Below are 21156 nucleotides of genomic sequence, written 5' to 3' on the forward strand. Positions count from 1 at the left end.
AGATTAGCCGGTTCCCTGGGGAACCGGCTTTTTTGCATAGATCAGCGCCACCCTGGGAATGGTTCCGGATCGGTGTGTCATTTCATCGAAACGGGAGGAATGGACAATGAAGCCGACAGAAGCAGAAGGAACAAAAGAAGTTGAGGTAGAGAAGACAAACGGGGAGCAAGCCAGTGGGGTAAAACCCTTTCCGGGAAGCCGTAAGGTATATATTCAAGGCTCGCGGCCGGACATTGCCGTGCCAGAGCGCGAAATTGCTCTTCATCCTACACATACGCCGCAGGGCACGGAGCATCATGAGCCATTGCGTGTATATGATACGAGCGGTCCCATGACCGACGAATCCTATCAGGTCGATATCCGTCAGGGCCTGCCTCCATTACGGCGAGCTTGGGCACTGGAACGGGGCGATGTGGAGGCTTACGAGGGACGCGCCGTCCAGCCGGAGGATAATGGACTGAAACCTGGCTCGAAACGGGAGACAGTGGAATTTCCCGGCGTGACCAACCGTCCGCTTCGTGCTTCGCAAGGTCGTACAGTGACACAAATGCATTATGCGCGGCAAGGGATCATTACGCCCGAAATGGAATTTGCGGCGATCCGCGAAGGGGTGGAGCCTGAGTTTGTACGGCAGGAGTTGGCGGCTGGACGAGCCATTTTGCCTTCGAATATCAATCACCCGGAAAGTGAGCCAATGGTCATTGGGCGTCATTTTCACGTGAAGATCAATGCGAACATTGGTAATTCTGCGGTTACCTCCTCCATCGAGGAGGAAGTGGAGAAAATGACTTGGGCTGTGCGTTGGGGCTCGGATACGGTTATGGACCTGTCTACAGGCCGTAATATCCATACCACACGTGAATGGATCATTCGGAATTCTCCTGTACCGATTGGGACTGTGCCGCTGTATCAAGCACTTGAAAAGGTGAACGGTGAAGCAGAAGCGCTGACGTGGGAGTTGTATCGCGATACGCTGATTGAGCAGGCGGAGCAGGGAGTGGACTATTTTACAATTCATGCGGGTGTATTGCTGCGGTATATACCGATGACGGCGAATAGAATGACGGGAATTGTGTCCCGTGGCGGGTCGATCATGGCAGCCTGGTGCCTTGCGCACCATCAGGAGAATTTTTTGTATACACATTTTGAAGAAATCTGCGAAATTATGAAAGCCTATGATGTGGCCTTTTCTCTCGGGGATGGTCTACGTCCAGGTAGTATCTATGATGCGAATGATGAAGCACAGTTTGCAGAGCTGGAAACGTTGGGCGAGCTAACGCAAATCGCATGGAATCATGATGTTCAGGTCATGATTGAAGGGCCAGGACATGTCCCTATGCATAAAATCAAAGAGAATGTGGATTTACAAATGGAGATTTGTAAGGAAGCTCCTTTCTATACCTTGGGACCGCTCACGACGGATATTGCCCCCGGATATGATCATATTACCTCAGCCATCGGGGCGGCGATGATCGGTTGGTTCGGGACGTCCATGCTGTGCTATGTTACGCCTAAGGAGCATTTGGGTCTGCCGAATAAGGATGATGTCCGTGAGGGTGTCATTACCTACAAAATTGCGGCACATGCTGCTGATCTGGCGAAAGGTCATCCACGGGCGCAGCAGCGGGATGATGCTTTGTCCAAGGCACGCTTTGAGTTCCGCTGGCGGGATCAGTTCAATCTGTCGCTTGATCCCGAGCGGGCCTTGTCCTACCATGATGAAACGCTACCGGCAGAGGGCGCCAAGGAAGCACATTTTTGCTCGATGTGTGGTCCCAAATTTTGTAGTATGCGTATCACGCAGGACATTCGCGCCTATGCAGCGGATAAGGGTCTGAACACTCAAGAAGCAGTAGCTGCCGGGATGCGTGAGAAGGCAGAGCAGTATCGGGATGGAGGTCAGTAAAACGAACGTGTGAGTTTAGGAACAAATGAATTAAAAAAAGCCGTGGTTCTCTACAGTCGGTGTAGGAAACCACGGCTTTTTAACTTATGTAAAGCGGATCATGCAAACCGGATAAACAGCGCCTTATTTTTTACCCATTTTTTCATTCAAAATGTCCTGAAAGCTGAGCTTCTTCTCCGAGCTATCTTCTTTCTTCTGCATACTCACCGCGTTGGCACGTTGGTATTGGTGGTGAAAGGGCATCAGGGTGTGGACGGTTAAGTTCATTGTATTCATGTGGTTCATTCCTCCAATTCCATATTGTCAAATTCAGATTGAGTTGCTTAGGACGTCTATATAGGACTATTCGTATGTACTTGATGTCGTAATACCGTGTAGGTTGCTTGGTAATGTTTCAATCATTATACCCACATTTTTTCAAAGTAAAACGCTTTTGACATAAAACAGGAAGATGGTCATATGTGTCCAAAATGCCGATTAGGAGGATGGTCGTTTTAGAGGAAAATGTGCCTAGGTCTAAAACAAGGGCTAGAGGCCCGTTTTCTTAGTTTAGTAGTCGGGATTGTATTTTTTTTGTCGAATAACCTTGTAAAAGGAGAATTTTGCGAAATCCAAGTCAGGATTGAGGCAGTCTGGTGGCGAATTAAAGTGTCAAAGTTGTATTGACTTTATGTTTGGTAGTAGATACCATGAACTGGTTGTCAGCGTATTTTGACAACAAGAGTCAGCCAATCCATCTGGCGATTCATCCTTTGAAATGTTAGAGAAAGGATTAGAGTATATATGAAAAAAAGTATTGCAGATATCGCATTTATTATTCTGGGTGCGTTTTTTTTCGCGCTAGCTGTTAATCTGTTTGTGATTCCGAATGAGTTTGGCGAGGGGGGTGTTACAGGGGTCACGATTATCCTGTACTACCTGTTTCAGTGGTCTCCCTCGATCGTCAATCTGGTGATTAATGGCTTGCTGCTAATTGTCGGATATAAATTTTTGGACAAGAGAACGACCCTGTACACTATAATTGCGGTCGCTTTTAACTCGCTGTTTTTACATTTAACGGTCAACTGGCGGATCGATTCGCATGAGCCGACGATTAATGCTGTATTTGCCGGAGTTTTGGTGGGGGTCGGCATTGGCTTAATCGTACGGGTAGGTGGCACTACGGCGGGAACGGTTATTTTAGCCCGGATCGCCAACAAGTATCTGGATTGGAATATCAGCTATGGCCTGCTGTTTTTTGATTTGATTGTCGCGTTCTCTTCCTATTTTATTATTGGCCCTGAAAAATTGATGCTAACTATCGTTATTTTGTACGTTGGTACGAAGGTGATGGACTTCATGATCGAAGGACTGAACCCGAAAAAAGCAGTCATGATCATTTCGGAGCACCAAGATAAAATTGCCGAGATGGTTATTACGAAAATGGATCGTGGAGTTACTGTCCTGTCAGGCCACGGCTATTACACTAAAAATCCAAAAGAAGTGCTGTATATCGTCATTAGTAAACAAGAGGTGTCAGCGCTTAAAAAGATAGTGAAAGCCATCGACACAGCAGCATTTATCACCATTCATGACGTGCGGGATGTGTTCGGGGAAGGCTTTTTGGATATTTCGAAGTAGCTGGTGGTGCGAAGGTCAGGTTATAAGAGAACATAGTTGGAAGTCGGTCCTGAGGGATCGACTTTTTGTTTTTGTGATGTTTTTTCCATTTTTGGTATTGGAAAATATGCATAATAAAGAGGAGTCACTCAATTTCTGTTATATGGAGGGTTTGGCGGGATGGAGAATAAGGGTAATTATGATGTAAAAGAAGAATTCAAGAAGCCGTGGACGCATGTGTCTATTTTTTTTATCATGTTGCATGTTATGAATTTTGCTTTATTTTCCTCCTCACTTCATTCCACTAAGGATCGTATAGCATTGTTATATTTTCCATTAGTTACTATGATTATTACATTAGCAATCGTAGTATTGAATCCAAGGTATTCTAAGCATAGAGAATCCTTTTCTGAGCATATGTTGGCTTCCTATCGTAAGATTTGTGCAAGTGTATTTATTGTACTTGATTTGATTTTCCTTGCACTCATGTTCAAATATTCGGGCGAATTTCTGTTCAGCACGCTAAAATTAGCTTTATTTTTATCGGCAATTTTGCATTTAGCGGTGGGAATATCTTTTGCTACAATAACACCTAACCGTCTAATTGGTTTGAAGTTCCCTTGGCTACTTTCGAATGAAATGGCATGGAAGAAGACGCATCGTATCTCTGCTTATATTTGGATAGCCTTTGGCTTATTCGGGATCGCTATAGGATTAGGACAAGAAGTTAATGTGTATATGGTGCTCGCTTCTTATTTACCGACGATGATTAGTTTTGTTACTTCTCTCTTTCTAAGCCATAAGTATAAAAATATAGACTGCTGATATCTGTATAATGCGAATCGATTTAGCTTATTAGGAGGATTTCCATGAGAAGTAAATTAAATTTTCCTAATGTATTGTCTTTTCTTATTTCTGTTTTGCCTTTCATTATCTACCTTTTCATGTATCCGAGAATGCCTAGGAATGTAGCAATCCACTACAATTTCAATGATGTGGCTGACCGTTTTGTTGACAAATCCTCCCCTGAGGTATGGTTGTTGTGTGGAATTAGCCTCATCTCTTTTATGATTATGCTTATGCTCCAACCCTATTTCAGTCGTCAGTTCAAGAGCGAAGAAGGCTCTGCAATCATGGAAAGCCTGCCTGGTCTCTTCACACTTCTTATAACCCTCGTATTTGCAATCCTGAGTATATGTTTTCTTTTAAAGGCTTGAAGCATGTAAAAAATCCCCTCTCAATGTGCAGTTTCCACTGCATTTGGAGGGGATTTTGTTATTTATACGCTCTTTACTCTTGAATCATTTGACGCAATACGGTTTGCAGAATACCACCGTTGTGGTAGTAGTCGATATCGACGGTGCTGTCTAGACGGGCAATTACCGGGAATTCGAACTTTGTGCCATCCTCGCGTTTAGCCACCACTGTAAGCTCTTGACCAGGCTTCACGTCATTGTCGATGCCAAGAATGTCAAACGTTTCACGACCGTTCAGACCCAGGCTGGACCAGCCATAGCCCTCCTGGAATTGCAGAGGCAGTACACCCATGCCGACCAGATTACTGCGGTGAATCCGCTCGAAGCTTTCGGCAATGACAGCCTTAACGCCCAACAAAAGCGTACCTTTGGCCGCCCAGTCACGAGAGCTGCCTGTGCCGTACTCCTTACCAGCAATAACGATCAGGTTCTGATCGGCTGCCTGATATTTCATGGATGCATCATAGATGGACATTTCCTCATCCGTTGGCAAGTATTTGGTCACGCCGCCTTCAGTACCTGGAGCCACATTGTTGCGGATACGGATGTTGGCGAATGTACCGCGCATCATGACCTCGTGGTTACCGCGACGAGAGCCGTAGGAGTTGAAGTCCTTGCGTTCCACGCCATGCTCCTTCAAGTACAGTCCTGCCGGGCTGGAAGGAGCAATGTTGCCTGCTGGTGAGATATGGTCCGTTGTGACCGAATCATTCAACAGGGCAAGCACACGGGCATTACGGATTTCCTTGATATCCTGCACGCCATCCTGAAGTTTTTCAAAGAATGGTGGATTTTGAATATAAGTTGATTTTTCATCCCATTCATATAGTTCGCCTTCAGGAACCGGAATGGAGTTCCATTTTTCGTTGGCAGTAAATACATTCTCATATTTACGACGGAACATATCCGGGCTGAGAGACAGGCTGATGGCTTCCTTGATCTCCTCGGAGGTTGGCCAGATATCTTTCAGGTAGACAGGCTGATTGTCCTGATCGTAACCAAGAGGATCATTCACCAAATCAATGTTCACTGTGCCTGCCAGCGCATAAGCGACAACCAGTGGCGGTGAGCCGAGATAATTGGCTTTGACCTGCGCATGCACACGACCTTCAAAGTTCCGGTTGCCGGAAATGACTGCTCCAACCGTCAAATCATGGTCTGTGATGGCTTGACTCACTTCGTCAGGAAGTGGCCCGGAGTTACCGATACAGGTCGCGCAGCCGTAACCTGCCACATGGAAGCCGAGGGCTTCGAGCGGTCCGATCAGTCCGGCTTTTTGCAGGTACTCCGTCACGACGAGGGAACCCGGTGTCAAGCTGGTTTTAACATAGCCCGGCTTTTTGAGCCCGCGCTGCACTGCTTTTTTGGCCAGCAAGCCCGCACCGAGCATAACGCTTGGATTTGAGGTATTCGTGCAGCTTGTGATAGCTGCAATAACGACTGCTCCTGTACCCAACTCGCTGGTGGAGCCGTCCGGATGGGTCAGCGGAATCTTCTGTGCGATTTTTTCATCGCTCAGTCCATAGCCGCCCTTGTCCACTGGGGTACGGATAATGCCTTCAAACGTTTCTTTCATGCGGCTAAGCTCAACACGGTCCTGCGGACGTTTGGGTCCGGCGAGACTCGGTACAACCGAAGCCAGATCCAGCTCAATCGTATCGCTGAACACAGGGTCCGGCGTATCGGATGTGCGGAACATGCCTTGGGCTTTGTAATATTCCTCTACGAGGCTTACTTGCTCATCAGAACGTCCGGTGCTGCGCAGGTAGGCCAGCGTTTCCGCATCGACCGGGAAGAAGCCAATCGTTGCGCCGTATTCCGGTGCCATGTTGGCAACCGTCGCCCGATCAGCCAAGCTGATGTTAGCCAGACCAGGCCCGTAAAATTCTACGAATTTGCCGACTACGCCTTTTTTACGCAGCATTTGCGTTACAGTGAGCGCGAGATCGGTGGCGGTAGAGCCTTCCGTCAGACTGCCTGTCAGCTTGAAGCCAATCACATCGGGAGTGACAAAATACAGCGGTTGCCCCAGCATACCCGCCTCTGCCTCAATCCCGCCGACACCCCAGCCAACAACACCAAGGCCGTTAATCATTGTAGTATGGGAGTCTGTTCCCACGAGGGAATCCGGGAAGACGACCGTTTCGCCGTCAATGGTTTTGGTGGCGGCCACGGAGGCGAGATACTCCAGATTGACCTGATGGACGATACCGGTGGATGGCGGAACGGCGCGGAAGTTGTTGAATGCCGTTTGCGCCCAACGCAGAAAACGGTACCGCTCCTCGTTGCGTTCAAACTCCACATTAATATTGTAATCCAGCGCATCACTGGTACCGAAAGCATCGACCATGACCGAATGGTCGATAACGAGATCGACAGGAACGAGTGGATTGATTTGTTTCGGATCACCGCCCGCTTTTTTCACCGTATCACGCATGGCAGCCAAATCGACAACCACCGGGACGCCGGTAAAATCCTGAAGCACGATGCGTGCAGGAATGAATGGAATCTCCTTGTTGGTGTCCCGATCCTCAGCCCAGCCTGTCAGCTGCTGTACATGTTCTTCAGTGATGGCGCGTCCGTCAAATTGGCGAACCGCAGCTTCCAGCAAGACTTTAATGGAGAAAGGCAGCTTGGCAATACCGCTCTTTCCTTGTTCCTCCAGTGCCTTAAGACTATAGTAGCGATAAGGCTTACCGTTAACTTCGAGACTACGGGCAATGGAGAATTGATCTTTTCCTGACATAAGTATTACCTCCTTGAAGTGGATGCTTGGGGGAAAATAGGGATGTCGTTTTTTCGACGTCTTGAACAGTTGGTTTAAATTGGTTGCGTTCTCAATTACAGCTTCAGTGGTTCATTACGTGTTAGAGGTTGCGATCAATGTAATTTGTTTCATTAGATGAAACATGATTTCAAAATGATTGCTTTTGGATTAAGTATACCGTTTTCAGGCAGTTCCGTAAAGTTTTTTTGGCCTAAAAGATGCATTGCAGATTGGAAAATAAAACGTTCCGCTCCCTCGCGTTTCGATGTTCATACCAAGCTTTAGAGATTCATACTTATAGTATAGAGAGCATATCAGACCAGAGAGGGAAGAAAGGAAGTTATACATCATTCCGGTTATCCCGGGAAAAGGATAGCGGGACGAATATGGAGGGATTGGGATGGGGGAGCGGGAATGGAAACAGGCCCTTTTTGCTTACGTGAATCAATACAATCGCAGTGAAGTGAATGGTGTACCGCATCCGGATGAGTATCTGGAGGTGGGTCAGCGGATGGAACGAGCAGTACGTGCGGCCAGATTGGAGCAGTGGTACAACGAACGGGATGCTGTTCCCCTACGCAGCGAGACACGCGCCAAGCCGCTACGAATGGTGCAGGATACCCCGGATGAGGCTGTGGTAGATGTACAACTGCATGTCCGACTCTTTTATGAGAAGGGTGGAATGACTCACCGGGAGGATCGGATTGAACGGGAGCGTCTGACGTTCACACGCGAGGGTGAAGCCTGGCAGGTAGCGAGAATTGAGCGCGATCCGGCAGAAAGGAAGCCAGCGGGGGGAGAGGTTCCTTTTGAACAGGCCTCGTTTAATCAAGGAGGAAATCTGCCGCTGTTGAATCGCGGTGTGCTGGGCTTTGGTTCATCAGCACGTCCCAGCCGATATCGCCGCGAAGAAGCAGCGGCCTATGCAGATCAGTGGTGGGATAGCTTCAATCCAGAGTTTGAAGGTTTTGATGTGGATTGCACCAATTATATCTCGCAATGCCTCTTTGCAGGGGGAGCACCGATCCACTATACTGGTAAAAGAGAATCGGGCTGGTGGTATAAAGGACGGGTCGCCGGACGTGAGCTGTGGAGCTACAGTTGGGCAGTTTCCAACAGTCTGGAGCGGTATTTGGGCTCCAGTTCATGGGGGTTGACTGCTGAGCAGGTGAGTCGCCCAGAGCAGCTCATGCTGGGGGACGTCATTTTTTACGATTGGGATGGTGACGGAACCTTTCAGCACAGCACGGTGGTAACGGCCTTTGATGCGGGTGGCATGCCGCTAGTCAATGCACATACGGTAAGCTCCAGACATCGTTATTGGGACTATAAAAATTCGTATGCGTGGACCGACAACACGGTATATCGCTTTTATCACATCGCCGACTATTTTTGAATGAGATGATGGATAACAGGTACAGTGATGCAAATCAGTCACAATGACGAAAGCAAGAAAGCGGAGGATAGGCATGGCAAATCAAAAATTGACCGTAGGGCTGGTGTACGGTGGCAAATCGGGCGAACATGAGGTTTCGCTGCAAACGGCGTATGCGGTAATGAACGCTTTTAACTATGAGAAATACGAGATTATTCCTTTTTATATTACGAAGGCTGGCGATTGGCGTAGAGGGGCGCTATTAAGCGCTCCTCTGGCTTCTGTAGAGCAATTGAAGCTGGAACGCGCAGAGGGCGGCACCAAGGCGGCATTAGATACGTTGTTCGGCAAGCTATACGGAGAGCAGACGCTGGATGTGCTGTTTCCGTTGCTGCACGGCACCTTTGGCGAGGACGGAACGATTCAGGGTCTGTTCGAAATGGCAGATATGCCTTATGTCGGTGCAGGAGTGCTTGCTTCGGCAGCGGGTATGGATAAAGGCGTCATGAAGAAGCTGTTTGAGCATGCAGGATTGCCGCAAGTGAAATACTGTTATTTTAATAGTACACAGTGGGCCCAAACCAGTCATGATCTGGTGCGTAACATGGAAACCGAGCTAGGTTACCCTTGCTTTGTCAAACCGGCCAATCTGGGATCAAGTGTCGGTATTTCCAAAGCCAGCAACCGAGAAGAGCTGGAAAAGGCTGTAGATCTGGCTTTGCAATTTGACCTGAAGGTGATTGTCGAGGAGTACGTCGATGCCCGTGAGATTGAGGTCAGCGTACTTGGCAATGACGAGCCGATTGCATCGGTACCGGGTGAAATTGTATCTTCGAGTGATTATTACGATTATGCTGCCAAATATACGGATGGCCAATCGGAAATGCTCATTCCGGCACCGTTGGATGAGGAAGTGGCAGATCGTATTCGTGAAGCCGCATTGCAAGCATTCCGCGCTCTGGAAGGCTGCGGGATTTCCCGTGCCGATTTCTTCGTCAGACGCTCGGACGGACATATCCTTATTAATGAAGTGAATACGATGCCTGGTTTTACACCGTTCAGTATGTATCCATTACTGTGGAGAGAAACAGGCGTATCCTATGCAAGTCTGCTGGACCGCATGATTGCTCTTGCACTGGAGCGTTATGAGCGCAGATCCGCACTGCACTACGAGAACTCATAAACGAAACAAAGGGGAGCTGATCACTCTCCTTTTTGTTCATATATATGGCACATACTTGAGCATTTCACTAAACCCTTAATGATGAAAGGTGGCGGCTACACATGGGATTTCAAACTGAATTTAACTCCGTGTGCAAATTCAAGAGCGAGCAAGAACTTTACGAACTCCTGGAATACGGACGTGGCAAAATGGTTAAATCCGGGCTGCGCGTGTTTCCGACAGGCCAGAAGGTCATCGCTTACAACGTGGACAACGTGGCAGTAGCCATCGTGCAAATTGTGGGCTGTATCGCCGAAATTAATTTCCAAGGCGATGAAGTGACCGAAGTTGAAATGATCCTCATTCGTAAGCTGAATGATGAGGAATCAAGAATTCAGACCGCGTTGGCGGATGAAATGTTTTTTGGAGCACAACAGCAATCCTAGCTGTTTCCTTCTTGCAATTTGTGCGATAACACCGAATCAGCAGGTGCTTTTCCGGGTATGATCAGTAGAAAAGGGTTTTAGGTCACAGAACGAAAGCGGCCTTATCCTCTACTGGACTGCTGAAAGGAAGACTCCCTATGATCGTAAGGTTTGGTTATGTAGCCATGTCGGTTACCGTGCAAAATGCATCCCCCTCTAAAACCATGACGATGGCCAGCTTTAACAAGATTGGAGACCGAGAAGCTGCGATCCGCAAGCTAGAACGGATAGCAGCCGAAAATCTCCATAATACATTGAGACTGCTGCGCCATAATCGCGCGAGTGATATCCAGGTCTATCGTTTCTCATCCAAGCTGATTCCGCTCGCGACCCATCAGGATCTGCGGGATTGGGACCCTTTTCAGGCGCTTGCTGCTGACTTTGCAGAGGTTGGGAACTATGTCAAGGCGAATAGGATGAGGGTATCGTTTCACCCCGATCATTTTACAGTGTTAAGCACTCCCCGTCCTGAGGTGTTAGAGAGCTCCATTAATGATCTGAAGTACCACAAAGCGATGCTGGAGGCCATGGGGCTCGGTGCCGAAGCCAAGAACAACATTCATATTGGTGGTGCATACGGAGATAAGGTGACCTCAGGCCAGCGTTTTGTAGAGCAGGTTAGTGCTCTGGATCTTTCGTTAAGAGAACGGTTAACGCTGGAAAATGATGATAAAACATTCAATGCGGTGGAAACGCTGGAGGCTTGCAAGTTGACGGGATTGCCGATGGTTCTCGATATTCATCATCAATGGGTGAATAATGAGGGGGAAAAGCCGTGGGAGCTATGGCCGGATATTTTGGATACCTGGAAAGGGGAATTGGCCCAAGCCGGATCTTCTGTGGATCATCCATTGCCGCCCAAAATCCATGCGTCCAGCCCCAAAAGTGAAAAAGATCCTCGGGGCCATGCTGACGGTGTTCTAGTGGAGCCGTTGCTTACCTTTTTGCGCAATATTGCCGGATATACGGATCGGATTGATGTCATGCTTGAAGCCAAACTTAAGGATGAAGCGTTATTCGGATTGATGAATGAACTGCGCCTTCAGGAAGATAATGGGGTTAAGGTGCTGGATGGGGCTTCCATAGAAATTATGCCTTAGAAAGTAGCATTTCGCGGATAAAGCTCCCATTTAGAGAAACTTTATGCAGTTTATTGTGTATACTAGAATGTGTAAACTAGCAAACTTGTACTGAAACAGAGATGGTTAAGAGACTGTGTTGTAGAGCAGCTTCGTAAACCACGTAACAATGATATAGAAAGTAGAGTGAACACGTTGAACGAACATGAAAACGAAAAGGTTCCCTATATCGTATCAGGAAAAAGCTATACTGCCGTGGCTATTAATGCGGCATCCAAAGCCGGGGAATGGATTAAGAGCAGACTGGGAACTGTTGAACATTTGAATACCAAACAGTCTCCTACGGATCTAGTGACCGAGGTAGATAAAGGTGCAGAGCAGATGATTCGCAGACTGATTCTGACCCATTTTCCCGATCATGCCATTTTGGGTGAAGAGAGTGTAGAGCCGGGAGCCGAAGCTTCGGCCCGTGCATTAGAGGCTGCCCGTGAAGAGGAATATTTATGGATCATTGACCCGGTAGATGGGACTACCAATTTTGTGCACAGTCTGCCGTATTACAGTGTGTCTATTGCCTTGGCCCATCGTGGAGAGTTGATTGTCGGGGTCATTTATGATCCGTCCCGTGATGAAATGTTTGTAGCGGAAAAAGGAAAAGGCGCATATGTACATGGCAATCGCATGCAAGCATCGAGAGAAGAAACACTGGGAGATAGTCTGGTCTGCATCGGTTTCCCACCGGACCGTACGTATGCACAACCGCTAAATATGAAAATTACGCAGGTTCTTACACCTCAAGTACGTGGCATTCGGGCGCTGGGCTCGGCAGCATTGCATCTGGCTTATGTAGCGTCAGGACGGCTGTCGGCTTATTGCGAAATTGGTTTGAATGCGTGGGATGTAGCAGCGGGCGCTTTGTTGGTACAGGAATCAGGCGGCACCATCACCGATACATTGGGTAGACCTTATGACCTGAGTGTACGGCATATTGCAGCTACGAATACAGCTATTCATTCTCAACTTATTCAAGTGCTGAAAGAAGCAGACGCAACCGGGTTATAATTCTACGTAGACCATCATCCTGAAGGAGGAAATCGCGATGAGCCAATCCGAAGAATTGGAACGCCAGCTCAGTGAACTGCTGACGGAAGGCGAAATTCGTGAGAATGAGGCCAAAAAGCGGGAACGGCTCAGCCCTAAATATGAGGTGCGGGTTCAGACTCATATCGATCCCATTGTTGAGGAGACGCGTAAATACCGGAGTATGGCACGTGAACTTGATGACCGATACGACGAATATATGAGCAAGGCGGACAAATCGAAACCAACCGATCAACGCTAAGCAAATACAAATACCTCTTGCCGAATGACCAAGGCATGGGGTATTTTGTATGTTATAAAGGAGGCGACATTCACTGATTACCTACTTTAAAAGCGCTTACAAAAATGCTGGAATCCATCATAAAATGGTACTACTGATTACGGTACTTATGCTGGTTAATTTTGCAGTAGTTGCAGTCATACTTAAGTACGTATTTCATATCTATGATAATCAAATGTACAAAAAAACATCCGAAGTACTCAATATTTCTTCAATCGGCATAGAAAATGAGCTGAAGGATGTGGAAAAAGTTACTTTCAAGGTAACAACGGACGAGCAGCTTCAACGTTATTTGCTGCAATTGGAAAAGGAAACGTCACCTTATGCCAAAATGGTGCTGCGTAAAAAAATAACGAATAGGCTTGTCGCCTTTGCTGGCTCTGAAACCTATGTCTATTCTATGATGGTCATCGACAAAGAGGGACAGGTCATGAGTGCGGGCAACCGCGAAGGTATTCCCCAAGAGCTTCGATCCACCCTGTCGGAGCTGGCAGACGAACATGACGGTTCCAATGCATGGTATGCGGCAGGTCATTCCTCCTTGCTGGCAGCTCGGCAGTTCAAATCCTTTACCGATTCCAATTTTACACTGAATGGGCTCGGAACGCTTGCGATTCGTGTGCGAATTGACCGGATTGTAGCGGATCGTGTGCAGACCTCCGGCCGTGACGGACAACTGATGATTACAGATGGAAGACGGATGATTTATCCCGAAACACCACTTTTGAGTGAGAGTGATATCCAGGCGGAGCTTGGCCGAAAACAGCCTTACGGGATTGCGACCTACTCAGGAGGAACCTTTTTCGCTGCTCAAATCAAATCCTCTTATACGGGGTGGACGTATTTGCATATGACCCCCTTCGATGATATGTTTCGCAGTATTACGATCATTAAAGAAGTTGTAAGCGCTATTTTTGTAATTATGCTTCTTATCGCATTGGCACTGGGGGCTAGGTTGTCAGGGAGCATTACGAAACCGATTGTTCAATTAATCCAGAACATGCGTAAAATAGAAAAAGGCGATCTCGACCGTTTGGAAGAAGAAGCACTTGGCGCGGTCCCCCTTTCCACACAGGATGAGGTAGGCTTGTTACATCGGACATATAAGAAAATGATTCGCCGCATTCGTGAGCTCATTAATGAGAATGTTGCCAAGCAGCTATTACTGCGGGAAACAGAGCTAAAGGCACTACAGGCACAGATTAATCCACATTTTTTATACAACACGCTGGAATCCGTGAACTGGCTCGCCAAAGTCAATAAGCAGGATCGGATTTCAGAGATGGTAGAAGCACTTGCTTTTCTATTGCGTAGTGCGGTCAGTTTTGAAGAGCAGCTGATTCCGCTTCGAAAAGAACTGGATATTGTAAGGAGCTATGTAACGATCCAAAAAACACGTTTTGATGAACGTCTGGTTTTCCATCTGGATATCCCGGAAGAACTGATGGATGCACAAATTCCGAAGCTAACGCTTCAGCCCTTGGTGGAGAATGCCATTCATTATGCGCTGGAGCCGCGAATTGAACCCTGTCAGATTGCTATTATTGCGAGAGAAAGCGAGGGGGCTCTATTTCTGCGAGTTGAAGATGACGGACCGGGAATGACGCCGGATTTCTTGGAAAAGCTGCGAAGCGGGCAGGTTACGACTCGTGGGCAGGGCATTGGACTTACGAATATTCAGGAACGGATTAACCTGACATTTGGTACACCTTGGGGGATAGAGCTGCATAGCGAGTCAGGAACAGGAACGTCGATTCATGTCTGTATTCCATATGTGAAAGGGGATCAGGGTCGTGTACAAGGTGCTACTGGTTGATGATGAGCGTATGATTTTGGAAGGCATATCACAGGTGGTTGATTGGGGGAAAGCGGGCACGAGATTGGTTGGTACGGCACGTAACGGGATTGAGGCTTATGATCAGATTCAGGCCAGCCCACCTGATTTTGTGATTAGCGACATCTCTATGCCAGGACTAGACGGTATCGGACTGGTTGCCAAAACGACGGAGCATTTTCCAGACGTCCGTTTCATTCTGTTGTCTGGTTACAAAGATTTCGACTATGCCTGTCGGGCCATGCAATACGGGGTGAAGCACTACTTGTTGAAGCCCTGCAATGAGCGGCAAATTCATGAGGCTCTGACCGAGTTGGGGCAGGAGCGGGAGGAGCAGGAAGAACGCAAGCAGTTTGTAAACCGGATGAAGCTAGATTTTCAGCGTATGCTGCCTCATGTGAAGGAACACTTTTTGAAGGAGTTTATTTCCTATAAAACTTACGGTAGCCGCGATATCGCATTTTATGAGCGGTTATTTGGAATTGAATTGCAAGATAAGCAGGTTCGAATGTTGCTGCTGCGGGTGGAGGAATCCCATGAGCCGGAGCATTTGTTTGCATTGCAAAATATAGCGGCAGATTTGATGGATGATGTCTTGCTCAGTACGACCATGCAGGGGCAATTGCTCATCGTGCTGGAAAGTGAGGATGACACGTCACGATTTATGAAACAGATTGAAGCGGTACGTGCGACATTTCATCGCTTTTACAAGCTGGAGGTAACGGTCGCAGTTAGTGAGTCGGATAGTATGCAGCATTCACGGGGGATGTACCGGGAGACACTGCATTGTATGAATCACCGTTTTTACACCGGGGAGGGTAGTCTGATTACGAAGGAGGACTTAGCGGCTGAGGATACCCGGGAGATGGCAGATTTGGAGCTGGACGAGGAGAAGTTCGGTCTGCTAATCAAGGCTGGAAATACGGTGGAGGTTGCACAGGAAGTGGATCGGTTATTCGGTATTTTGTCTCGGATGAAGCTGGAAATCTCCGTGACCCGCTCCTATGTGCTTCAGCTCTATGCCGCTATGATCCGTATATGCCCTGAAGAAGAGCGTGCGGCGTTTACGAGCCGAATGGTGGTGCTGGCAGAGCAAAAAACGCTGGCATGTCTCAAATCTTTTGTACAGGAAGCTGCCGAACGAATGACCGCAATCTATTATAAAAGTAATGTGTATCGCCAATCTTCTACCGTTGATAAAATGATCACTATTATTGAGCAAAACTACAGAAAATCCGATTTGTCGCTGAACGGAGTGGCAGGCCAAATGCTGTATATGAATTCCGACTATTTAGGGAAGATTTTCAAAAAGGTGACTGGGGAAAACTTCTCACACTACGTCAATCGTTATCGGATCGAACGTGCGGCTGAGCATATTCGAGAGACAGGAGATGTAAAGGTGTTTGAGCTGGCCGAATGGTTCGGCTTCGGCGGGAACGCGCAATATTTTAGCCAGGTGTTCAAAAAATGGGCGGGTATGACGCCTTCCGAGTACATTAAATCACATGAACGGGGATGAGCGGGCAAGTCTAGTTCTAACTTCCTTCCTAAAAAAGAAAAAAGGAGCTCACGGCTCCCTTAAACTTTCAGGTATACATCATATTAACGTTAAAGTTTACACGTGGGACAATTTATATGCAGCTTGTTCATTAGTTGATTCTTCAAACCCAGGTTTGAAGCCCAAAGCAAGTACTACTTTCATTATAGTCTCCATAGAGGATACAGACGTTGAAGTTCCTAGTCTCGTCGCTTGGGCTCGAGTGATATTAGCTTTCTAAGCTACATCACGTTGTGTAAGTGCAAGTTTTTTAAGTATGCGGACGATATCAAATAACAAGTGGATATTCAGATTTTATACCGTGAATTTTTGCGTTCTTGCAATACCTTCTCCCTTTGTTCTTTTGTTTTTTTTAGTAGCTCTGATTTTTCTACAAATGCTTCGTTAATACATTGTTCTAAACTATATAGCCATTTGTTTCTATAAATTAATGCTGCAAATATAAGTACCAAAGGTGCTATTATTTTAGATATTTCTTCAAGGTGTGCATCTTGTAATTTACTTAATTCAGCATTGTAATTTGTTTTCTCTTTCTTCAACTCATCAATCAAATATTGTTCTTTCGCCTCAATACTATTCATATTTTGTAGCTTTTCTTTATGCAATATAACTATGTACTCATGGGTCCAATCTATTGTTTTAGAGAACTGTTGTAGATAAAAAGTTATTGGGGATAATGCAAATGTTAATATAAAGGAAGTAATGGCTAGAATCAAGGTAAGTTGTTGAGAAAACTTTACTTGTGATGCAATACCCGCTCTCAAGTCCCTTATTTCTTCTATAGTAGCTTCATTAACCAGTTTTTTTCTAACCTTACGAAAGGTTTCAAGAGAGATGCTTCCCAGAGCCATAAAATGTCCGTTTGCACCGTACTCTAATCTGATATGTCTTCCAGCAGAACCAGCTTTGAATTTCATGTAATTCATCCTCCTTATTATTATATATCGGTAGATTGTTAAGGAAGACAAAATGCCTAAAGCATAATATACCCATTTCCACTAATGGTTCAGAATAACGGGGGCTTATAAACGGAGTAGGTGGAATGGTGCTGTACAAGCGAAGCGGTCGCTTTTGTCCCCGGATTTCTACCTTGATCATATGCTTAATTCCAGAAATCCGGGGGCGGTGGCGATGGGAAGCACTATCCAACTGCGTAGTGGCACGATAAGAAACTTTTAAGTTCGGCTTATATAGGTACAAGCAAGCCCCTCTGTTTTTTAAACCCAGGAAACCTGATTTGTGTATTCCAATGTTTCTCTGCTTTTGGGAAAATAACAACAGGAGCTAATGTAAACGCTATCAAAACTGCGTAAATACGTTGTCACTTGTAATTTGGCTCCTTTCTAGAACAGCGAAAAGGGGAGAGATAGGTGGGCAAAAAGGGATGGTTTCTGATCATAGCTATGCTGCTCGTTTTGACGACGGCATGTAGCGGAGCGGACGGCGGCAGCAATTCGGGCACAAGTGCAGACGGGAAAGTAAAGTTACGTATCGCTTGGTGGGGATCGGATACGCGTCATGAATACACGCAGAAGGTCGTTGATTTGTATAAGCAGAAAAATCCTAATGTAACGATTGATGTGGAATATGCCTCTTTTGATGACTATTGGAAAAAGCTCGCCCCGCAGGCTGCGGCTAATCAGCTGCCGGATATCGTGCAAATGGACATTTCGTACATTAGCCAATATGCGAAAAATGGTCAACTGGAGGATCTCGCGCCTTACTTGAATCAGAAAATTCAGGTTGCAGATGTGAACGAAAATGTACTCAGTACCGGTGTAATAGCAGGAAAGCAATATGGTATTCCAACAGGTGTCAATGTTCTGGGTTTCCAGTATGATCCGGCGCTGCTCAAAAAAGCAGGTATAGACAAAATTCCTGACAACTGGACATGGGATCAATACAAAGCACTGGCTTTAAAGGCTGGTTCCAATAAAGTATACTTTGACAGCTCGATGGCTGCCGATATTTTCTTCCACTACTATTTGCGTACGCAAGGAAAGACTCTCTACAATGCGGAAGGAACAGGACTGGGGTATGACGATGATAAGCTGTTTGTTGACTTCTTCAGCGGATTGGCTGATCTGATTAAAAAGGGAGCGACCCCGCCTCCTGAAATCATGAACCAGACTAAGGGGATTCTTGAGGAATCTGATATCGTAAAAGGAACAGGCATCGGCATTTGGCAGTGGTCCAATCAGTATGTGGGCTTACAGCAGGTTGTTAACCGCCCAATGGCACTGGCTCCAATGTTTGGGCCGAATATGGAAAAAGGCGTATACATGCAGCCTACGATGTACTGGACGGTTGCTTCCCGTTCACAGGTGAAGGATGAGGCCGCAAAGTTTATTGATTTCTGGATGAATGATGTAGAAGCGAATAAATTGATTAAAGGCGAACGTGGCGTGCCGATTTCCTCCAAAATCAAGGAGGCTGTTGCACCAGAGTTAAGCGAGCCTACGAAGCAGGTGTTTGAATTTGTAGCTTCTATGGAGCCGAAGGCTTCTCCAATGAGCCCGCCGCCACCAGTCGGATCGCCAGAAGTGATTGCGACTCTTACCGATTATATTGAGCAGGTCAATTTCGGACAGATGACGGCTGAAGACGCAGCGGCCAAATTCCGGGCTGATGCGAATACTATCCTTGCGAATAACAAGCAATAATGAGCGCAATGAGACCTTTAGGATATCTGACATCGTTTTAGCATAAGAACGACAAGATCGAAGGAACGTTTCGTTAAGTTAACCGTGCGTAGTCCAAAGCATGATTGCGCACGGTTGATTCGACGAACCAACTGCATAAGCACCCTTTGCAGACATCATAATAATATTCGTATAACAACGAATTATTAACACTTTAATGTTTTGCTAATTCTTTAAATGCAACAGAAGGGAGGCTTGATGAGCTTGCGAAATCATCAGAGCTTGAAAGCCAATATGACCGGATATGCGTTTATCAGCCCGTTTATTGTGGGCTTTCTGGCATTTACGTTAATTCCAATGTTTATTTCGCTGTATCTGTCCTTTACCACCTACAACCTGTTCACCCCGCCCAAATGGATTGGTCTGGGTAACTTCGAAAAGATGTTCACAGGCGACCCGAAATACTGGAATTCGATCAGGGTCACGTTTACGTACGTATTGGTCGGTGTACCGTTGCGACTGATTTTCGCGCTGTTTGTGGCTATGATTTTGAATACCAAATCGCGCATGGTCGGCACCTATCGGACGATGTACTATCTACCGTCCATTATCGGAGGTAGCGTTGCGGTATCCATTATGTGGCGGAACATTTTCAGTAATAACGGCATAGTGAACAGCCTGCTTTCGACCCTAGGGGCGACTCCGGTGAAATGGTTTGGTGATCCGGATGCTTCGCTTACGATGCTGATCACCCTGTCCGTATGGCAATTTGGCTCCTCCATGCTGATTTTTCTGGCAGGTTTGAAGAACATTCCTGTTGAATTGTACGAGGCGTCCAGTGTAGATGGCGCTAAGCCAGTACGAAAATTTTTCAGTATTACGCTACCGTTGCTTAGCCCCATTATTCTATTTAATCTGATTATGCAGACGATCAGTGCCTTTATGACCTTCGTCCCGGCTTATGTTATTTCTAAGGGCGAAGGAGGCCCGATGGATGGAACGATGCTGCATTCACTGTATCTGTTCCGGCAGGCGTTTATGTTCAGCAACATGGGATATGCGGCAGCCATGGCTTGGGTCATGCTCATTATGATTGGGATACTGACAGCGATTTTATTTATAACCTCCAGATACTGGGTATTTTATGAAACGGAAAAGGGGCGCTGATACCGATGGCATGGAAAACGGTCAAATGGCCAATTTATCACATACTGGTTGCTGCACTGGCGCTCCTGATGCTGTATCCCGTGTTTTGGATGCTGTTCAGCTCGTTTAAAGAAAGTCGGACGATATTCGTCACGGCATCCTCGCTTTTCCCTACAGAATGGATCTGGCAAAACTATGTAACAGGCTGGAAAGGGACGACTGGTTACAACTTTGGCACGTACATTCTGAACTCGCTCACGATCGTGGTGATTTCAACGATTGGAGCCGTGCTTTCCTCCTCATTGATCGCATTTGGCTTCGCACGCTTGAAATTCAAAGGGCGTAACTTGTGGTTTGCTTTGATGATGGTGACGCTTATGCTACCAGGGGATGTGGTACTGGTACCGCAATATATTATTTTCACCAAGCTCGGTTGGATCAATACGATCTTACCGTTGGTGGTACCCTCCTTTTTCGGGATGCCGTTCTTCATCTTCCTGATGGTGCAGTTTATACGAACGATTCCAGGAGAGTTGGATGAAGCGGCGACGATTGACGGATGCGGCAAGTTCCGGCTGTATTTCAGAATTATTTTACCCTTACTCAAATCGTCGTTGGCTACAGCGGCAATCTTCTCTTTCTACTGGAAGTGGGAGGATTTACTTGGTCCGGTACTGTATCTGAATTCGCCGGAGAAATATACCGTATCTATTGCACTCAAGATGTTCCTCGACAGCGAGTCGGCTTCCAACTGGGGAGGAATGTTCGCGATGTCTATCCTAAGCTTGCTTCCAGTTATCGCTGTATTCTTCGCATTCCAGAAGCAAATTGTAGAAGGAATGAGTACGAGTGGCTTGAAGGGGTAAGATCCAAAATCCATAGCGTGAGGATATGAAGCTTACGGGTGGAAATGGAAGGCATCCGGGTTTGTACGATTAAATGGACGGGATTTGAGGGCGATGGCTG

At 46.7% G+C, this 21156-nt stretch carries 18 protein-coding genes; 15 read left to right on the forward strand and 3 right to left on the reverse strand.

The window, feature by feature from the left end; all coding sequences use genetic code 11:
- Window positions 1-106: 106 nt before the first annotated feature.
- A complete protein-coding gene (thiC, locus tag T3H97_RS03625; protein WP_328801718.1) occupies window positions 107-1906 on the forward strand; it encodes a phosphomethylpyrimidine synthase ThiC in 1800 nt (599 codons plus the stop codon).
- A 123-nt stretch (window positions 1907-2029) separates the two neighbouring features.
- On the opposite strand, the gene T3H97_RS03630 is transcribed toward thiC, so the two are convergent.
- On the reverse strand, window positions 2030-2182 hold the full coding sequence (locus T3H97_RS03630) for a hypothetical protein (protein WP_010348453.1): 153 nt from the start codon (window positions 2180-2182) through the stop codon (window positions 2030-2032).
- A gap of 507 nt (window positions 2183-2689) precedes the next feature.
- On the opposite strand from T3H97_RS03630, the gene T3H97_RS03635 reads away from it, so the two are divergent.
- From T3H97_RS03635 to T3H97_RS03645, 3 genes are all read left to right on the forward strand, one after another.
- Entirely contained in the window at window positions 2690-3526 is an 837-nt protein-coding gene (locus T3H97_RS03635) for a YitT family protein (protein WP_023987004.1), read from the forward strand.
- 159 nt (window positions 3527-3685) lie between these two features.
- The gene (locus tag T3H97_RS03640) at window positions 3686-4330 is read left to right on the forward strand and encodes an SdpI family protein (protein ID WP_328801719.1); all 645 of its coding nucleotides are present in this window, start codon (window positions 3686-3688) and stop codon (window positions 4328-4330) included.
- 44 nt (window positions 4331-4374) lie between these two features.
- Window positions 4375-4722 carry a DUF1648 domain-containing protein gene (locus T3H97_RS03645; protein ID WP_328801720.1) on the forward strand — a complete coding sequence of 116 codons (348 nt, stop codon included), beginning with the start codon at window positions 4375-4377 and terminating at the stop codon, window positions 4720-4722.
- Between the two features lie 73 nt (window positions 4723-4795).
- Here the strand turns inward: T3H97_RS03645 and acnA are convergent, their stop codons facing one another.
- The gene (gene acnA / locus T3H97_RS03650) at window positions 4796-7507 is read right to left on the reverse strand and encodes an aconitate hydratase AcnA (RefSeq protein WP_103047004.1); all 2712 of its coding nucleotides are present in this window, start codon (window positions 7505-7507) and stop codon (window positions 4796-4798) included.
- 421 nt (window positions 7508-7928) lie between these two features.
- Between acnA and T3H97_RS03655 the strand changes: the two genes are divergently transcribed.
- The 8 genes from T3H97_RS03655 to T3H97_RS03690 all read left to right on the forward strand — a co-directional run bounded on the left by T3H97_RS03655 (window position 7929) and on the right by T3H97_RS03690 (window position 16363).
- On the forward strand, window positions 7929-8924 hold the full coding sequence (locus tag T3H97_RS03655; RefSeq protein WP_328801721.1) for an amidase domain-containing protein: 996 nt from the start codon (window positions 7929-7931) through the stop codon (window positions 8922-8924).
- Between the two features lie 73 nt (window positions 8925-8997).
- Window positions 8998-10086 carry a D-alanine--D-alanine ligase gene (locus tag T3H97_RS03660; protein ID WP_039270664.1) on the forward strand — a complete coding sequence of 363 codons (1089 nt, stop codon included), beginning with the start codon at window positions 8998-9000 and terminating at the stop codon, window positions 10084-10086.
- Between the two features lie 101 nt (window positions 10087-10187).
- Window positions 10188-10511 carry a hypothetical protein gene (locus T3H97_RS03665; protein ID WP_328801722.1) on the forward strand — a complete coding sequence of 108 codons (324 nt, stop codon included), beginning with the start codon at window positions 10188-10190 and terminating at the stop codon, window positions 10509-10511.
- Between the two features lie 137 nt (window positions 10512-10648).
- Entirely contained in the window at window positions 10649-11650 is a 1002-nt protein-coding gene (gene uvsE, locus T3H97_RS03670; RefSeq protein ID WP_328801723.1) for a UV DNA damage repair endonuclease UvsE, read from the forward strand.
- A 174-nt stretch (window positions 11651-11824) separates the two neighbouring features.
- A complete protein-coding gene (locus T3H97_RS03675; RefSeq protein ID WP_103047007.1) occupies window positions 11825-12691 on the forward strand; it encodes an inositol monophosphatase family protein in 867 nt (288 codons plus the stop codon).
- 37 nt (window positions 12692-12728) lie between these two features.
- Window positions 12729-12971, forward strand: a complete 243-nt coding sequence (locus T3H97_RS03680; protein WP_076293115.1) for a hypothetical protein — start codon at window positions 12729-12731, stop codon at window positions 12969-12971.
- 124 nt (window positions 12972-13095) lie between these two features.
- Window positions 13096-14826: a sensor histidine kinase gene (locus tag T3H97_RS03685; RefSeq protein WP_328801724.1), complete on the forward strand. Its 1731-nt coding sequence runs from the start codon at window positions 13096-13098 to the stop codon at window positions 14824-14826.
- Window positions 14804-16363 (forward strand): response regulator transcription factor, encoded by a 1560-nt coding sequence (locus T3H97_RS03690; protein ID WP_029515766.1) that lies wholly within the window; start codon window positions 14804-14806, stop codon window positions 16361-16363. Before T3H97_RS03685 ends, T3H97_RS03690 begins: the two co-directional genes overlap by 23 nt.
- A gap of 326 nt (window positions 16364-16689) precedes the next feature.
- Here the strand turns inward: T3H97_RS03690 and T3H97_RS03695 are convergent, their stop codons facing one another.
- A complete protein-coding gene (locus tag T3H97_RS03695) occupies window positions 16690-17319 on the reverse strand; it encodes a hypothetical protein (RefSeq protein ID WP_328801725.1) in 630 nt (209 codons plus the stop codon).
- 453 nt (window positions 17320-17772) lie between these two features.
- Between T3H97_RS03695 and T3H97_RS03700 the strand changes: the two genes are divergently transcribed.
- The 3 genes from T3H97_RS03700 (at window position 17773) to T3H97_RS03710 (ending at window position 21056) form a co-directional block, all read left to right on the forward strand.
- Window positions 17773-19065, forward strand: coding sequence for an ABC transporter substrate-binding protein (locus tag T3H97_RS03700; RefSeq protein WP_328801726.1), 1293 nt, complete (start codon window positions 17773-17775; stop codon window positions 19063-19065).
- Between the two features lie 237 nt (window positions 19066-19302).
- Window positions 19303-20211, forward strand: a complete 909-nt coding sequence (locus T3H97_RS03705) for a carbohydrate ABC transporter permease (protein ID WP_023987015.1) — start codon at window positions 19303-19305, stop codon at window positions 20209-20211.
- 5 nt (window positions 20212-20216) lie between these two features.
- Complete coding sequence (locus tag T3H97_RS03710) at window positions 20217-21056, forward strand: carbohydrate ABC transporter permease (protein ID WP_013308762.1); 840 nt, start codon at window positions 20217-20219, stop codon at window positions 21054-21056.
- Window positions 21057-21156: the final 100 nt, after the last annotated feature.

It is taken from the genome of Paenibacillus sp. LX16 (genome assembly GCF_036252815.1).
Taxonomy (GTDB): domain Bacteria; phylum Bacillota; class Bacilli; order Paenibacillales; family Paenibacillaceae; genus Paenibacillus; species Paenibacillus polymyxa_B.

Bases quoted from the DNA above. Each gene is read 5' to 3' on its own strand.
- thiC (WP_328801718.1), top strand. From the start codon at position 107: ATGAAGCCGACAGAAGCAGAAGGAACAAAAGAAGTTGAGGTAGAGAAG.
- T3H97_RS03630 (WP_010348453.1), bottom strand. From the start codon at position 2,182: ATGAATACAATGAACTTAACCGTCCACACCCTGATGCCCTTTCACCAC.
- T3H97_RS03635 (WP_023987004.1), top strand. From the start codon at position 2,690: ATGAAAAAAAGTATTGCAGATATCGCATTTATTATTCTGGGTGCGTTT.
- T3H97_RS03640 (WP_328801719.1), top strand. From the start codon at position 3,686: ATGGAGAATAAGGGTAATTATGATGTAAAAGAAGAATTCAAGAAGCCG.
- T3H97_RS03645 (WP_328801720.1), top strand. From the start codon at position 4,375: ATGAGAAGTAAATTAAATTTTCCTAATGTATTGTCTTTTCTTATTTCT.
- acnA (WP_103047004.1), bottom strand. From the start codon at position 7,507: ATGTCAGGAAAAGATCAATTCTCCATTGCCCGTAGTCTCGAAGTTAAC.
- T3H97_RS03655 (WP_328801721.1), top strand. From the start codon at position 7,929: ATGGGGGAGCGGGAATGGAAACAGGCCCTTTTTGCTTACGTGAATCAA.
- T3H97_RS03660 (WP_039270664.1), top strand. From the start codon at position 8,998: ATGGCAAATCAAAAATTGACCGTAGGGCTGGTGTACGGTGGCAAATCG.
- T3H97_RS03665 (WP_328801722.1), top strand. From the start codon at position 10,188: ATGGGATTTCAAACTGAATTTAACTCCGTGTGCAAATTCAAGAGCGAG.
- uvsE (WP_328801723.1), top strand. From the start codon at position 10,649: ATGATCGTAAGGTTTGGTTATGTAGCCATGTCGGTTACCGTGCAAAAT.
- T3H97_RS03680 (WP_076293115.1), top strand. From the start codon at position 12,729: ATGAGCCAATCCGAAGAATTGGAACGCCAGCTCAGTGAACTGCTGACG.
- T3H97_RS03685 (WP_328801724.1), top strand. From the start codon at position 13,096: ATGGTACTACTGATTACGGTACTTATGCTGGTTAATTTTGCAGTAGTT.
- T3H97_RS03695 (WP_328801725.1), bottom strand. From the start codon at position 17,319: ATGAAATTCAAAGCTGGTTCTGCTGGAAGACATATCAGATTAGAGTAC.
- T3H97_RS03705 (WP_023987015.1), top strand. From the start codon at position 19,303: ATGAGCTTGCGAAATCATCAGAGCTTGAAAGCCAATATGACCGGATAT.
- T3H97_RS03710 (WP_013308762.1), top strand. From the start codon at position 20,217: ATGGCATGGAAAACGGTCAAATGGCCAATTTATCACATACTGGTTGCT.